12 protein-coding genes and 1 tRNA gene are annotated in these 15,114 nt (G+C 66.9%); 10 read left to right on the top strand and 3 right to left on the bottom strand.

The window, feature by feature from the left end:
- Positions 1–4: 4 nt before the first annotated feature.
- Both CRO50_RS17105 and rocF read right to left on the bottom strand, forming a co-directional pair.
- Positions 5–1,063 carry an ornithine cyclodeaminase gene (locus tag CRO50_RS17105; RefSeq protein WP_097147150.1) on the bottom strand — a complete coding sequence of 353 codons (1,059 nt, stop codon included), beginning with the start codon at positions 1,061–1,063 and terminating at the stop codon, positions 5–7.
- Entirely contained in the window at positions 1,060–1,980 is a 921-nt protein-coding gene (gene rocF, locus CRO50_RS17100; RefSeq protein ID WP_097147149.1) for an arginase, read from the bottom strand. Before rocF ends, CRO50_RS17105 begins: the two co-directional genes overlap by 4 nt.
- Before the next feature lie 117 nt (positions 1,981–2,097).
- On the opposite strand from rocF, the gene CRO50_RS17095 reads away from it, so the two are divergent.
- The gene (locus CRO50_RS17095; RefSeq protein WP_097147148.1) at positions 2,098–2,547 is read left to right on the top strand and encodes an Lrp/AsnC family transcriptional regulator; all 450 of its coding nucleotides are present in this window, start codon (positions 2,098–2,100) and stop codon (positions 2,545–2,547) included.
- Positions 2,548–2,886: 339 nt separating this feature from the next.
- The gene (locus CRO50_RS17090) at positions 2,887–3,780 is read left to right on the top strand and encodes a glucokinase (protein ID WP_097147147.1); all 894 of its coding nucleotides are present in this window, start codon (positions 2,887–2,889) and stop codon (positions 3,778–3,780) included.
- A 133-nt stretch (positions 3,781–3,913) separates the two neighbouring features.
- On the opposite strand, the gene CRO50_RS17085 is transcribed toward CRO50_RS17090, so the two are convergent.
- Positions 3,914–3,988: transfer RNA gene (locus CRO50_RS17085), tRNA-Glu, on the bottom strand.
- Between the two features lie 378 nt (positions 3,989–4,366).
- Here CRO50_RS17085 and CRO50_RS17080 point away from each other — a divergent pair.
- From CRO50_RS17080 to CRO50_RS17045, 8 genes are all read left to right on the top strand, one after another.
- Positions 4,367–5,764, top strand: a complete 1,398-nt coding sequence (locus CRO50_RS17080) for a family 4 glycosyl hydrolase (RefSeq protein ID WP_097147146.1) — start codon at positions 4,367–4,369, stop codon at positions 5,762–5,764.
- Entirely contained in the window at positions 5,764–6,648 is an 885-nt protein-coding gene (locus CRO50_RS17075) for a carbohydrate ABC transporter permease (protein WP_097147145.1), read from the top strand. Before CRO50_RS17080 ends, CRO50_RS17075 begins: the two co-directional genes overlap by 1 nt.
- 5 nt (positions 6,649–6,653) lie before the next feature.
- Positions 6,654–7,571, top strand: coding sequence for a carbohydrate ABC transporter permease (locus tag CRO50_RS17070; RefSeq protein ID WP_198431773.1), 918 nt, complete (start codon positions 6,654–6,656; stop codon positions 7,569–7,571).
- The gene (locus CRO50_RS17065; protein ID WP_097147144.1) at positions 7,571–8,695 is read left to right on the top strand and encodes an ABC transporter ATP-binding protein; all 1,125 of its coding nucleotides are present in this window, start codon (positions 7,571–7,573) and stop codon (positions 8,693–8,695) included. The genes CRO50_RS17070 and CRO50_RS17065 overlap by 1 nt, the downstream gene beginning before the upstream one ends.
- 27 nt (positions 8,696–8,722) lie before the next feature.
- The gene (locus CRO50_RS17060; protein ID WP_232617689.1) at positions 8,723–9,979 is read left to right on the top strand and encodes an ABC transporter substrate-binding protein; all 1,257 of its coding nucleotides are present in this window, start codon (positions 8,723–8,725) and stop codon (positions 9,977–9,979) included.
- A gap of 135 nt (positions 9,980–10,114) precedes the next feature.
- The gene (gene pglA / locus CRO50_RS17055) at positions 10,115–12,700 is read left to right on the top strand and encodes a polygalacturonase PglA (RefSeq protein WP_097147142.1); all 2,586 of its coding nucleotides are present in this window, start codon (positions 10,115–10,117) and stop codon (positions 12,698–12,700) included.
- Complete coding sequence (locus tag CRO50_RS17050) at positions 12,697–14,103, top strand: pectinesterase family protein (protein ID WP_097147141.1); 1,407 nt, start codon at positions 12,697–12,699, stop codon at positions 14,101–14,103. Before pglA ends, CRO50_RS17050 begins: the two co-directional genes overlap by 4 nt.
- A 14-nt stretch (positions 14,104–14,117) precedes the next feature.
- Entirely contained in the window at positions 14,118–14,924 is an 807-nt protein-coding gene (locus tag CRO50_RS17045; protein ID WP_097147140.1) for an NAD-dependent epimerase/dehydratase family protein, read from the top strand.
- The last annotated feature ends 190 nt before the right edge of the window (positions 14,925–15,114 follow it).

Here is a 15,114-nt window from a genome sequence, read left to right as displayed (position 1 = left end):
GATCTCAGGCGCTGCGCCGCGCCGGGGCCGCGCGCATCAGCATGCCGAAAAGATCCCGCGGCTCGTCGGGATCGGCCAGCAGGTCGAGGTCCTGGTAGCAGGCGTGCTCCGCAAGCTGATCGCGCACGTAGCGCAGGGCCGAGAAATCCTCGGTGGCAAAACCCACGCTGTCGAAGAGCGTCACCTGTGCCGTATCGGTGCGGCCCGGTATCTGGCCCGAAAGCACCTGCCAGAGCTCCTTCACCGGATAATCCTCGTCCAGCTGCTGGATCTCTCCCTCTATGCGGGTCTGCGGCGGGTATTCCACGAAGATCTCGGACCGCAGCAGGATATCGCGGTGCAGCTCGGTCTTGCCGGGGCAGTCGCCGCCGACCGCGTTGATGTGCACGCCCGCGCCGACCATGTTGTCGGAAAGGATCGTCGCATATAGCTTGTCCGCCGTGGCGGTGGTGATGATATCGGCCCCCTCCACGGCCTCCTCCGCCGAGGCGCAGGCGGTGATCTCGAAGCCGAAACGCGCCAGGTTGGACCGGCAACGCGCCGTGGCCTCCGGGTCGATGTCGTAAAGCCGCAGCCGGTCGACCCCCAGCACGGCGCGGAAGGCCATGGCCTGGAACTCGCTCTGCGCGCCATTGCCGATCAGCGCCATGCAGCGAGAGCCCTCCCGCGCCAGCGCCTTCGCCGCCACCGCCGAGGTCGCAGCGGTGCGCAGGGCGGTGAGGATGGTCATCTCGGACAGCAGCAGCGGATAGCCGGTGTCCACATCCGACAGCATGCCGAAGGCGGTCACCGTCTGGCGGCCGCTCCTGGTGTTCTTGGGGTGTCCGTTGACGTACTTGAAACCGTAGAGCGTGCCGTCGGAGGTGGGCATCAGCTCGATCACCCCATCGGGCGAATGCGCCGCCACGCGGGGGGTCTTGTCGAAGAGCTGCCAGCGGCGGAAATCCTCGGCCACGTAGTCGGAAAGCTCCTGCAGGAAGCGCTCGATCCCCACGGCGTGGACCAGCCGCATCATGTTGTCGACATCGACGAAGGGCACGAGGTTGAGGGTCTGAGAGGTCATGCGAAGCTCCTTGTCCGGCGGTCCATGATACGCTCGCCCATCAGGCTGGCGGTGAGGTCGACCAGCAGGTGCGCCGTGCGCCCGCGCTCGTCGAGGAAGGGGTTCAGCTCGACCAGGTCGAGCGATGTGACAAGGCCCGAGTCATGCAGCATCTCCATGATCAGATGGGCCTCGCGGAAGGAGGCGCCGCCGGGCACCGTGGTGCCGACAGCGGGCGCGATGGCGGGCTCGAGGAAGTCCACGTCCAGGCTCACATGCAGCCGCCCGCCAGCCTGGGCCACCCGTGCAAGGAAGGCGCGCAGCAGGGGCGCCACGCCGGTCTCGTCGATCTCGCGCATGTCGTGGATCTGTACCGTTGACCCGCTGAGCGCCCGCCGCTCTGCCGGGTCGACCGAACGGATGCCCATCATGCAGATGCGCTCTTCCGGCACCGGGTGGGGCAGGGGCGGGAAGCACTCGAACCCCGGCCGGCCCGCGAAATAGGCCACCGGCGTGCCGTGCAGGTTGCCGCTTTCGGTGCTGGCGGGGTCGTGGAAGTCGGTATGGGCGTCGAGCCAGAGCACGAAGAGCGGCTGGCCCTCTTCCGCCGCCCGCCGCGCCACGCCGCTGACGGTCCCGGCCGAGAGCGCATGGTCGCCGCCCATGAAGATCGGCACGCCGGTGCCGCTTTCGCGGTAGGCCACCTCGGCCAGGGCCTCTGTCCAGCCGATGACCTGGGGCAGGGCGCGCAGGGCGGCGTTCGGGTGGTCGACGACCTGGGCCGGGCGGGGGGTGACGTTGCCCCGGTCGCGTACCTCGTGCCCCAGCCGTTCCAGCGCGGGGATGATCCCGGCGGTGCGCAGGGCCGAGGGGCCCATCTCGCAGCCCGGCTGCGCGGCACCGTCCTGCAGCGGCACGCCAATCAGGTTGAATTGCATCTGGTGATCTCCTTCCCGGCCACTAGGCCGCAGGGAGATGGCGGTTTGAATGGTAATTATTGGCAAAATGACCAGAACTTGCTACCGATATGGTAGATCAAATTGACGGAATGGTAGATGGACGACCTGGACCGGCACCTCATCACCCTGCTGCGGCACAATGGCCGGCGCAGCATCTCGGACCTGGCGCAGGCGCTTTCGGTCTCGCGCGCGACGTTGCGCAACCGGATGGAGCGGCTCGAGGCCAGCGGAGAGATCCTGGGCTACACGGTGATCCTGCGCGCCGATGCGGTGGCGCAGCCCGTGCGCGGCTTGATGATGATCAAGGTCCAGGGGCGTACCGCCGAGCGCGTGGTGGCCAGGCTCTCGGCCCTGCCAGAGGTGCAGGAGATCCACACCACCAACGGCCAGTGGGACCTGATCGCAGAGCTGGGGACCGCGACTTTGACCGATTTAGACGAGGTGCTGCGCCGCATCCGCGATATCCCCGGCATCCTCGGCAGCGAGACGAACCTGATGCTGGCCACCCCGCGCAGCACCCGCGCCAGGCTGTCGGGACGCGGCTAGAGGTCATATGGCAGAAGGGGCCGCGACGCGGCGAAAGCGCGTTGAGATCACTCATTTTCCGGTGGCGGCGCGGCTGCGATGAAAGTGCCACAGCGCGACCCGATTGCCGGTCGCCGCCAGTGGCCTGCCCACCTCCGGTCCTCCCCGGGCCCGCGACCGGGCCGGGATCATCGGACCGGCAAGGCGCATGGATCTGCTTCCTGCGGGGGCGGTCGCCTGCCTGCCGGGCGTCACCTGCGCCCCTGGGCAAAAAACCCCTCCCGGATGGCTTCTTTCCATTGGTTTTACCGCTAACAATGGCTATGCAACCGGCGACGAAACTTCTGTGGCGAGGGACAGATGAAACTGGTTGCTGATGTGGGCGGAACCAATGTGCGCTTTGCCCTGGCCGAGGGGCTGCAAGTCAAGCCCGAGACGATCCGTTCCTATCGCAACGATGATTTCGCCACCTTCTATGACGCGGCAGAGGCCTACCTGGCCGCCACCACCCCCGGCCCGCTGGAGCGCATCTGCGTCGCCGTCGCAGGCCCGGTCACCGGCGATCATGCCCGGCTGACCAATCGCGACTGGGCCTTCAACATCGGCAAGCTGACCCAGCTCTTCGGCGCCCCCGCCCGGCTGATCAACGATCTCGAGGCGCTTGGCTATTCGGTGCCCTCGCTGACGGCGGGCGGGCTGGATCATGTGACCCCGGATATCCCCGCCTTCGGCAACCAGGCCCTAGTGGCGGGCATCGGCACCGGCTTCAATGTCTCTCCTGTCGTGATCACCCCCACCGGACCCGTGGTGCCCAAGGCCGAGATGGGCCATGTGCAGCTGGCCTGGCGCATCCGCGCGGCCATCGAAGAGCGCATCGGCACGGACGAGCACGGTTTCGACACCGTCGAGCACCTCTTCTCGGGGCGTGGCTTCGAGAAGCTGTGGAAGCTCTCGACCGGCCGCGATGACCGGCCCGCGAGCCTCATGGGCTCGGGCGATGCAGAGCTGGCGGACTACGTGAACTTCTATGCCGGGCTGATGGCCCATCTCGCCCAGGACCTGCTGCTGGTCTTCCTGCCGGGGCAGGGGCTGCACTTTGCCGGCGGCGTGGCCCGCGCGGTGCTGCTGAACGGCGGGGCCGAGGCCTTCCGTGCCGTCTATGCCGGGCCGCTGGCGCTGGATACCGCCAGCCATGTGCCGGTGAAGATCATCCTCGACGATACCGCCGCGCTGGCAGGCTGCGCCGCAGCCTGAGCGCGGCTCTCCGCACAACGCGAATCAAGACGGCCACGGGACGGCCGGGCCCATGACAGGTGGGCCCGTCTCACGACGTATGCGCGCAGCGCCCGAAAGAGGGCGGCATGTCAGGTAAAGCTTGTGGGAAAAGTGGTAGCCCGTAGGGGAATCGAACCCCTCTTTCCAGGTTGAAAACCTGGCGTCCTAACCGATAGACGAACGGGCCACGCTGGCGGTGAAGCGCGTTCTAGTCAAACCCGCGACGGGGCGCAAGAGCTCTTCTCAGCTTTTCTTCATGACCTTGCATCCCCCGCGTCCAGGCGCGTCGAATCCTGTCAGACAAATTCCGCCGATCACCTCCAAGTGCGGAGCGTGACTGCCGAAAATCCGCCTGGGCTTTTGCCCGTGGCGCGGCATTTCCCTGCTCGGGTATCGCCGTGGGAAACCCGTATTTTCAGAACAAAGGCACGTTTTCGGCTGCGGTCTACGCCGCGGAAACAAATCAGTTGCGTCGAGCGGAAGGGATGTCATACAACTAGTCCGACAACTTTCGGAGGGGAGGCTGTCGGGCCGCAGGAGGCGTCCTGACAGGAGCTTAGCACATATGACGAATACCGGGTTGAAGAATCTGGACGTGACCATTGCCTATATCGGCGGTGGCTCGATCAACTGGGCGCTTGGCCTGATGGCCGACCTTGCAGCGGACAAGCATCTCGCCGCCGAGGTCCGCCTATACGACATCGACCGCGCCGCGGCGGAAGAGAACGCCCGCCTCGGCGCCCGCTTCGCCGAGGTCTCGGAAGGGACCCCGGCGCGCTACTCGGTGGCGGCCACGATGGAAGAGGCGCTGCGCGGCGCCGACGTGGTGGTGGTCTCGATCCTGCCGGGCTCGTTCAGCGACATGGCCGAGGATATCAACATCCCCAGCCGCTACGGCGTGCCCCAGGCCGTCGGCGACACGGTGGGGCCGGGCGGCTTCGTGCGGGCCCTGCGCTCGATCCCCATGATGATGGAGATCGGCCGCGCCATCGGCCAGCACGCCCCCGACGCCTATGTCTGCAACCTGACCAACCCGATGTCGGTGCTGACCGGCGCGCTCTACCGCGCCTTCCCCGGAATCAAGTGCTGGGGCGAGTGCCACGAGGTCACCAAGCTGCGCAGGCAGGTGGCCTGGCTGGGCAATCGCAGCGCCGGAGAGGCGCTCTATACCCACCGCGATGTCGAGGTGAACGTCCTTGGCATCAACCATTTCACCTTCGTCGACCGCATCGCCCTGGCGGGGCAGGACATGCTGCCCGCCTACCGCGCCTTCGCCGAGGAATTCCAGGCCGGCTGGGTCGCGCATGAGCCCGACCCCGAGGACCGCTGGGCGCAGTATTACGACGACCGCAGCCGGGTGAAGTTCGACCTCTTCCGCCGGTTCGGCATCCCCGCCGCCGCAGGTGATCGCCACCTGGTCGAGTTCCTGCCCGCCGCCGAGTACCTGACCCAGCCGCAGGACTGGGACTTCGGCCTGACCCCGGTGGAGTTCCGCATCGAGGACAACGCCGAGAAGCGCCGTCGCCGCGCGGCGCTGCTGGCAGGCGAGGGGCAGGTGTCCGCGAAACGCTCGGACGAGGCGCTGGTGGATCAGATCATCGCGCTGAAGAGCGGCGGCAGTCATGTCTCGAACGTCAACCTGCCCAATCGCGGCCAGATCGAGAACCTGCCCATGGGCGCCATCGTGGAAAGCAACGCGATGTTCTCGGGCCTTGGCGTGACGCCGATGATGGCGGGTCGCCTGCCCGAGGGGCTGGCGCCCATCGTCAATGACCACGCCGCGCGCCAGAGCGCCCTGCTCGAGGCGGTGGCAGAGGGGCACCACGACGGGCTCCTCGACCTCTTCCGCACCGACCCGCTGGTCGCACCCCTGGGGGGCAACGAGGCGCGTCAGATGTTCTCGGATATGGTGCGCGCAACCTCGAAGCACCTGCCGGACCGCCTTGTGAAGGAAGTGGCCTGATGGGCGGAGACAGCAAATACGTCGGCCTCTGGTACGTGGCGCCCTATGTGATCGGGCTGGCGCTCTTCATCGCCTTCCCCTTCCTCGCGTCCTTCTACCTCAGCTTCACCGACTATGACCTGCTGTCGAAGCCCGAGTACGTGGGCCTCGACAATTACAAGAAGCTCTTCACCCGCGATCGCACCTTCGACAAGTCGCTGAAGGTCACGCTGATCTACGTCTTCACCACGGTGCCACTGAAGCTGGTCTTCGCGCTGTTCATCGCGGTGGTGCTGAACTACCGGCTGAAGGCGATCAACCTGTTCCGCACGGCCTACTACGTGCCTTCGATCCTTGGCGGCTCGGTCGCCATCGCGGTGCTGTGGCGCTACATCTTCGCCGACACCGGCCTGGTGAACATGGCGATCATCGCGCTCGGCGGCGAGGGCATCAACTGGTTCGGCGACCCGGAAAACGCGCTCTTCACCATCACCCTGCTGCGCTGCTGGCAGTTCGGCTCGGCCATGGTGATCTTCCTCGCGGCGCTGCAATCGGTCGACAAGTCGCTCTACGAGGCCGCGGCCATCGACGGTGCGGGGCCCTGGCAGATCTTCCGCTCGATCACCCTGCCGCTGATCACCCCGGTGATCTTCTTCAACCTGATCATGCAGACCGTGCAGGCGTTCCAGGAATTCAACGGCCCCTACATCATCACCCAGGGCGGCCCCCTGAAATCCACCTATCTGCTCCCGCTCTACATCTATGACGAGGCCTTCAAGAGCTTCGACATGGGCTACGCATCGGCCATCGCCTGGGTCCTCTTCGCCATCATCATGGTGCTGACGCTCATCGCCTTCTGGTCGTCCAAGAAGTGGGTCTACTACGCAGGCGACAAGCGGAGCTGAATGACATGGCTGCCTTCTCCTATCTTCCCAAGCATTCCGGCAGCGGCGAGCGCGAAGCGCCCACCCAGCTGGAAATCAAGCTGCGCCGCAAGGCCCGGTTCAACGCCGCGCTGCGCTACACGCTGCTGACCGTCGTCGGCCTGATCATGGTCTACCCGCTGGTCTGGCTCATCGGCGCCAGCTTCAAGACCAACGCCGAGATGTTCTCCTCGCCCGGCTTCTGGCCCAGCAATCCGACCATCCAGGGCTATATCGACGGCTGGCAGACCTCGACGGCCTATACTTTCGGGCGGTTCTTCATGAACTCGCTGTGGATCATCATCCCCAAGACCATCGGCACGGCGATCTCCTGCACGCTGGTGGCCTATGGCTTTGCCCGCTTCGAGTTTCCGGGCAAGAAGATCCTCTTCGCCTCGGTCATCGCCACGCTGCTGCTGCCCAACGTGGTGACGCGCATCCCGCAGTACCTGCTGTTCCGGGACCTGGGCTGGCTGAACACCTTCCTGCCGCTCTGGGTGCCCTCGGCACTGGCGGGCGATGCCTTCTTCGTCTTCATGGTCATCCAGTTCCTGCGCGCCATCCCGCGCGACATGGAGGAAGCCGCCCGCGTCGACGGGGCCAACACGCTGCAGACGCTGATCTTCATCGTCGTGCCCATGCTGATGCCGGCGCTGATCTCGGTCTGCCTGTTCCAGTTCATGTGGACCATGAACGACTTCCTCGGCCCGCTGATCTACCTCAGCTCGGTCGACAAGTATCCGGTCAGCCTGGCGCTGAAGCTGTCGATCGACACGACCGAGGCCTTCGCCTGGAACCAGATCCTCGCCATGTCGGTGCTCGCCCTGGCGCCAAGCCTCGCGGTCTTCTTCATGGCCCAGAAATATTTCATCGAAGGCATCTCTACAGGGGGGGTGAAAGGCTGATGGCCGAGTTGCAACTGCGCGGGGTCGAAAAGACCTACGGGAACGGGTTCAAGGCCGTTCATGGCATCAACCTGGACGTGGAAGAGGGCGAGTTCATGGTCCTCGTGGGCCCCTCGGGCTGCGCCAAGTCCACCACCCTGCGGATGATCGCGGGACTTGAGACCATCACCGGCGGCGAGGTTCGCATCGGCGAACAGGTGGTCAACGACCTGGTGCCCGGCCGTCGCGGCATCGCCATGGTGTTCCAGAACTATGCGCTCTACCCGCATATGAAAGTGCGCCGGAACCTGTCGTTCGGGCTGAAGCTGAAGCGCAAGCCCAAGGCCGAGATCGAGACCGCCACAGAGGAGGTCTCGGGCATCCTCGAGATCGAGCAGCTGCTCGACCGGCTGCCCAAGCAGCTCTCGGGCGGGCAGGCCCAGCGGGTGGCCCTGGGCCGCGCGCTGATCAAGCACCCCGAGGTCTTCCTCTTCGACGAGCCGCTGTCGAACCTCGACGCCAAGCTGCGCGCCTCGATGCGCGTGCGGATCACCGACCTGCACAAGCGCCTGCGCTCCGAGGGACGGCCCGCGACGGTGGTCTACGTGACCCATGACCAGGTCGAGGCGATGACCATGGGCGACCGCATCTGCGTGATGAAGGACGGCCATATCATGCAGGTCGCCGATCCGACGACGCTCTATGAACGCCCGGCCAATGACTTCGTCGCGGGCTTCATCGGCATGCCCGAGATGAACCTGGTCAAATGCACCCTGACCCATGACGGCGCTCTGCCCGTGCTCACCGCCGGCAGCCAGAAGATCACCGTTGCCGAAGGCCTGGCCTCGCGCCTGAGCGCGCAGGAGGGGCCGGTGACGCTGGGCATCCGACCGCAGCACCTGCAGGTGGTCGCGGCGGATGAGGCCAATGCCTTCACCGGCACGGTCAGCAATATCGAATTCCTCGGACACGAGGTGAACCTGCACGTGGAAGTGGAGGGGGCCCAGTTCGTCGTGGTCGTCCCCTCGGCCGAACTCGACAAGAAGATCGGGCGCGGCGACCAGGTGGGTCTGCGTCCCCTCGGGGCGAATATCCACATCTTCGACGCGGAGAGCGGCGCGAACGTGTCGCTGCCCGCCGACTAAGACCAACGTCTGTTCAGGGAGGAAAACATGAAAAAGACGTTTATTGCTATGGCACTCGCCGGCACCGCGCTCAGCGGCTCGGCCCAGGCCGCCGATCTGCGCATGAGCTGGTGGGGAGGAGACAGCCGCCATGCCGCAACCCAGGAAGCGCTGAAGGTCTGTGGCGAGAAGCACGGCCACACCATCCAGCCCGAATTCACCGGCTGGTCGGGCCACTTTGAAAAGGTCGCCACCCAGATCGCGGGCAAGACCGAAGCCGACATCATGCAGATCAACTGGCCCTGGCTGCCGATCTTCTCGAAGAACGGCGACGGCTTCGCCGATCTCTACGAACTGTCGGACACCATCGACCTCTCCAACTGGACCGAAGACCAGCTGGCCGCGGGCACCCGCAACGGCAAGCTGAACGGTCTGCCGCTGTCGACCACCGGCCGGATCTTCGTCTTCAACAAGACGATGTACGACAAGGCCGGGCTCGAACTGCCCCAGACCTGGGACGATCTGAAGGCCGCGGGCCCCGTCTTCGCCGAGAAGCTGGGCGAGGAGTACTATCCCTTCGAGGGCATCGGTCTGGACGCCTCGCTGATCATGCAGGCCTACGTCACCCAGAAGACCGGCACCCCCTTCATCGACCCGACCACCAACGAGGTCACCTGGTCGAAGGAAGACATCGTCGACGGCATCACCTTCTACCAGTCGCTGGTGGACAATCACGTGATCCAGCCCTGGGGCGACGTGGCGGCGGCGGGCAACATCGCGCTGCATGAGAACCCCAAGTGGTCCAGGGGCGAGATCGCCGGCACGCTGCAGTGGGATTCCACCTACTTCAAGATCTCCGATCCGCTCGCCGAGGGGATGGAGCTTGATTACGTCGGCATGCTGTCCCAGGACGGCGAGAAGACCGAAGGCATCTACCGCAAGGCCTCCATGGTCTTCTCGATCTCGGCCAATACGGACGAGCCCGAGGCCGCGGCCCAGATCGTCAACTGCATGCTGAACGAGCCCGAAGGCATCGCCGCCATGGGCACCGCCCGCGGTGTGCCTGCCTCCGCCGCCGCGCTGTCGCAGCTCTCTGAGGCCGATGCCTTCCAGCCCATGCAGCTGAAGGCCCAGGAACAGGTGCTGAACGCCACCGGCCCGGCGATCAGCCCCTTCATGGAAGACCAGGACGTGCGCGGTGCCATCGAGGACTCGCTCGAGCTCTTCGCCTATGGCGAGATCTCGGCCGAGGAAGCCGCCGAAGAGATGCTCTACGGCATCCAGGAATTCCTCGACGATCTCTGATCCCGGTTGATCCTGTCGGGCGCGTCCCGCGCCCGATCCACGACTGACCTTCGGGGCCGGACCTCTGCGCCGGCCCCGATCCTCGACCCATCTGACCGCCGGCTGTCCGTCCGGCGCCTGCCACGAAAGACCCCGATGTCCGCGCTTTCGCTCGCCTCCGTCTCGTCGCGCACCGCCTGCCTGCTGGTGGCGCCGCCCGGCACCCGCTACGGGCTCGCCGCGCCCATGGGCTGGAGCTGCGCCGGTGAGGGCCGCATCGTCGCGCGCGGTGAAACCCGCGTGGCGCCGGTCTTCATCGAGGGGCTGAGCCCCGACACCGACTACGAATTCTCCATCGGGCGGCAGGCGCTGTCCTTCCGCACCGCCCCCTGCGCCGGTCTGGTCAAGGTGACCGACCATGGTGCCTCGCCCGATCTGGCCGACAACGCGCCGGCCTTCGCGCGGGCTCTGGCGGCGCTGCCCGAGGGCGGCACCCTGCATGTGCCCGCAGGCCGTTTCGCCATCTCTCCCGTCTTCCTCAGGGCGCAGATGACGCTCTGGCTGGAAGAGGGGGCCGAGCTCTTCGCCCTGCACGACCGCAGCGCATGGCCCATCCTGCCGCCCCGCGACGACGCGGGCCGCGTCATCGGCACATGGGAAGGCCTGCCCGAAGCCAGCTTCGCCGCCCCGCTGACCGCCGTGGACTGCGACGGCCTGGTGATCACCGGCCTGGGCACGCTGGATGCCGGCGGGGATCGCGGCGACTGGTGGTCCTGGCCCAAGGACACCCGCGACGACGCCCGCCGTCCGCGCGCGCTCTTCCTGGCCCATGGGCGCGATGTCCAGCTCTCCGGCATCACGGTGCGCAATTCCCCCAGCTGGACGGTGCATCCCTACCGCATCGACGGGCTGACCTGCGCGGGCCTGAAGATCCAGAACCCGCACGACAGCCCCAACACCGACGGGCTCAACCCCGAAAGCTGCACCGATGTGACCCTCGCGGGCATCCATTTCTCTGTGGGCGATGACTGCATCGCGGTGAAATCCGGCAAGCGTGGCACCGGCGCGCTGAAGGGGCTGGCCGATCACCTGGCCCCCACCCGCCGCCTGCACGTGCATCACTGCCTGATGGAGCGCGGCCACGGCGGCATGGTGCTGGGCTCCGAGATGTCCGGCGATATCACCGATGTCACCGTCACCGCCTGCGAGTTCATCGGCACCGACCGCGGCCTCAGGATCAAGACCCGAAGGGGCAGGGGCGGAGAGGTCGCCCGCGTGCATTTCTCAGACGTACTGATGCAGGGCGTCGGCACGCCGCTGGCGATCAACGCCTTCTATTACTGCGACCCGGACGGGCGCTCGCCCGAGGTCCAGTCCCGCAACCCCGCGCCGGTGGACGAGACCACCCCGCGCATCCACGACATCACCTTCCGGAACGTCATCGCCACCGATGTGGCGGTCTGCGCCGTGGCCGTCCTTGGTCTGCCCGAAGCCCCCGTCACCGGCGTGCGGCTGATGAACTTCCGCGCCTCGCTCGATCCCTCGGCCCCGCCGCAGGTGCCGCTGATGGCCGACGGGGTCGAGGCGGTCTCTGGCCGCGCGCTCTGGTCCGACTTCGCCGAAGTGGCGGGGCAGGTCATCCCGATCGAAGAACAGGAGACGCCGCAAGTGCTGACGCGCTATTTCACCGACTTCCTCGCCGCCTGGCAGCCCTACAAGGAGGGCCGCTGGTGCTACGAGGACGGCTGCATCTTCCGGGGCCTCGCGCTGCTGGCCGATGCGACCGGAGAGGCCCACTGGCGCGACACCATGAAGCGCATGGTCGATGCCCAGATCGGCGAAGGCCCCAGCCTCGCAGGCTACAACCCCTCGGAATACAACATCGACAACATCCTCTCGGGCCGCGCCCTGCTGGACCTCGCAGAGCAGACCGGCGATCCGGTCTACATGCAATGCGCCGCGCTCGAGATCCGCCAGCTCGACACCCATCCCCGCACCCGCTCGGGCGTCTACTGGCACAAGCTGCGCTACCCCTGGCAGGTCTGGCTGGATGGTCTCTACATGGGGCCGCCGTTCCAGATCGGCTACGGCCTGGCGACGGGGCAGGAGGCCTATGTCACCGACAGCCTGACCCAGCTCGATACCGCGTTGAAGATGCTCTTCGTCGAAAAGACGGGCCTTTACGCCCATGCCATCGACGAGGCGAAAATGCAGCCCTGGTGCGATCCGGAAACGGGGATGAGCCACGCCCATTGGTCGCGCTCCCTTGGCTGGCTGGTCATGGCGCTGGTCGACGTGGCCGAACTGGTCGGACCCGAGCGTTTCGCGCCCCTGCGCGACCGCACCGTCAAGTTGCTGGCCGACGTCGCCAGCTACCGCCGCCCCGAGGGCCTCTGGCTGCAGGTGCTGGATGAGCCCGAGCTCGAGGGCAACTACCTCGAGACCTCGGCCTCGGCGATGTTCGTCTACGGCCTGCTGAAGGGCGCCGAACTGGGCCTCTACGACGGCGATGTCGCGATGCTCTTCGACGATCTCACCGCCTATGCGCTGCGCGAGGTGGAGGGCAAGCCGTCGATGGTCGAGATGTGCTGGGTCGCCGGCCTCGGCTGGTTCGAGGGCCGCTTCCGCGATGGCACCGGCCCCTATTATGTCTCCGAGCGCCGGGTGTCCGATGATGCCAAGGGCGTCGGCCCGCTGATGATGGCAGCGGCGGCAGAGATCGCCCGGAAGGCGCGCGGATGACGGCCGCCTGCCTCAACGACTGGGCCCTGCGCCACCATGGCATCCGTCCGATGCTGACCGAGGCCGAGGCTGCGCAGGTGACCCTGTCCGAGGTTCTGCGCCGGGCGGGCCCCGTTTCCGCCCTGCGCGACGATCCCTGGGACCCGCCGCGCGACGTGCCGGATCTGGCGCCCGCGATCACCGTTGCCCCCGGCGATGGCACCCTGCAGCGGGCCGTCGAAGAGGCCATCGCCCGCGCCCGCAAGGCCGGGCAGGGTGGGCGCGTGGTGATCGGCCTCGCCCCCGGCACCTACGGGGGCCTGCTCTACCTGCCGCAGGTCAAGATGAACGGCACGCCCCTCAGCTTCACGCTGATCGGTCTCGGCACCACGCCCGCCGACACCACCCTGGCCGAGAGCATCGACGCCGAAATGCCCGGCACCGAGTACCTTGCCCGTTTCGACGCCCAGTTCGCCAAGGCGTCACCCGAGACCCGCGCCATCCATGACCACATCGGCGCGCGCCGGACCCTCAGCACCCATCTGTCCAGCGTGGTGCGGATCGAGGCGCCTGAGACGCAGCTTTACAATCTGACGATCCGTAACACCTATGGCTGCTCGCGCCCCGAGGCGACGCCCGAGGGCATCCGCGCCGATGCCCAGGGCCGCTTCCCCTGCGGCCAGCATCAGGCGGTGGCACTGCTGTCGGCCGGGGCCGACCGCCTGACGCTGGGCCATGTCCACCTCTCCAGCTGGCAGGATACGCTCTACCTGCAATCGCCTGACAAGGCCTCGACCAGCCGCAGCTACCTCTTTGGCTGCGACATCGAAGGCGACGTGGATTTCATCTTCGGCCAGGCCACCGCCTGGTTCGAGGGCTGCGAGATCCGCGCCCGTGGCGACCGCGATGCCCATTGCTGGCTGACCGCCCCCGCGACCCATGCGCGGACCCCCTGGGGCTTCGTCTTCCACCGCTGCCGGCTGACCCATGACGGCAGCCCCCGCATGGCGCAGCGGCGCACCAACCTCGGGCGCCAGTGGTTTGAAGGCGTCAAGGCCTCTCCCTACGGCCAGGCGCCAGAGGCGCGCCGGGTCGCCCGTGATGCCATCAGTGAAGCAGAGCCGCCAACCATAAGCGATGCCTCGCTTTTCTCGGTCGGCAAATGCCTCTGGCTGGATTGCGCCATGGGGGATCACATCAACCTGAACGCCCCCTGGGACGATTGGTCGGGCCCCGGCTACGCGGCCTCGGGCGCGCTTTGCGACGGCCCCCGCCAGCCCCGTTACCGCCCGCCGCAGGCCGGGCCCGCCGACATGGCGCGCTTCCTGCGGGACTGGTCCGGGGCGGGCGATCTCTCGGACCTCGGTCCCGATTTTCCCTGGCTCGGCGAATGGCAGAGCCACCCGCCGGAGGGCCCGGCATGACGAAAGGCAAGTGCATGACAAAGATCCTGCTCACCGGCGCCACCGGCAGCATGGGCCGCGCCATCCGCCCCCTGCTGGGCGAGATCGCCGAGGAGGTCGTCGTCTCGGGGCGGCGCGAGATCACCGACCTCGCCCCGCATGAGACCTTCCGCCTGGCCGAGCTGCATGATGCGGCCTCTCTCAAGGCCGCGATGCAGGGCTGCGACGCGGTGATTCATCTTGGCGGCTATTCCGTCGAAGGCCCCTTCGCCCCGATCATGGAGGCCAATATCCTTGGCCTCTACAACCTCTACGAGGCCGCCCGCGCCAATGGTCAGCCGCGTATCCTTTTCGCCTCCTCGAACCACGTGGTGGGCTTCCATCCGCAGTCCGAGGTGATCGACGCCAGCGCCATGCCGCGCCCGGACAGCCTCTACGGCGTCTCCAAGGTCTTCGGCGAGGCCCTGGCGCGGTTCTACTTCGAGAAGTTCGGGCAAGAGACCGCGATCCTGCGCATCGGCTCCTGCTTCGACGAGCCTACCGACCACCGCATGCTCTCCACCTGGCTCAGCTACCGCGATTTCGTGGCCTTCTGCCGCGCCGCCTTCACCGTGCCGGTGCTGGGCTGCCCCATCGTCTACGGCTGTTCGGCCAATGACCGCAGCTTCTGGGACAACCGCGCCGCCAACTACCTGGGCTGGCAGCCACAGGACAATGCCGAGGCCTGGGCCGCGCAGGTCGAGGCGGCCATCCCGAACCCCGACCCGCAGGACCCCCTGCATCTCTACCAGGGCGGCAAGTTCACCGCCCTGCCGATTGACGAGGACGACGACAATGCCTGACGCCCGCGCCTTCCCCGGCAAAGTGCCCTTGGACCCGTGCGCGGATTGCGCCGCCGCTCCGGCGCGCCGTCACCCGCCTCGGGGCCCGCAGCCCGCACCCGCCGGGTCCCGCGACCTGCCCGCTTTCCGCCCCAGGGCGCTTTGATCCTCTCCGCCATTTATTGACGCCCACGCCAAGATATCATACAAC

The organism is Pseudooceanicola antarcticus (assembly GCF_900215355.1).
GTDB lineage: Bacteria > Pseudomonadota > Alphaproteobacteria > Rhodobacterales > Rhodobacteraceae > Pseudooceanicola > Pseudooceanicola antarcticus.
Note: the sequence above shows the minus strand (reverse complement) of the source record. Positions and strands in the feature narration are given on the sequence as shown.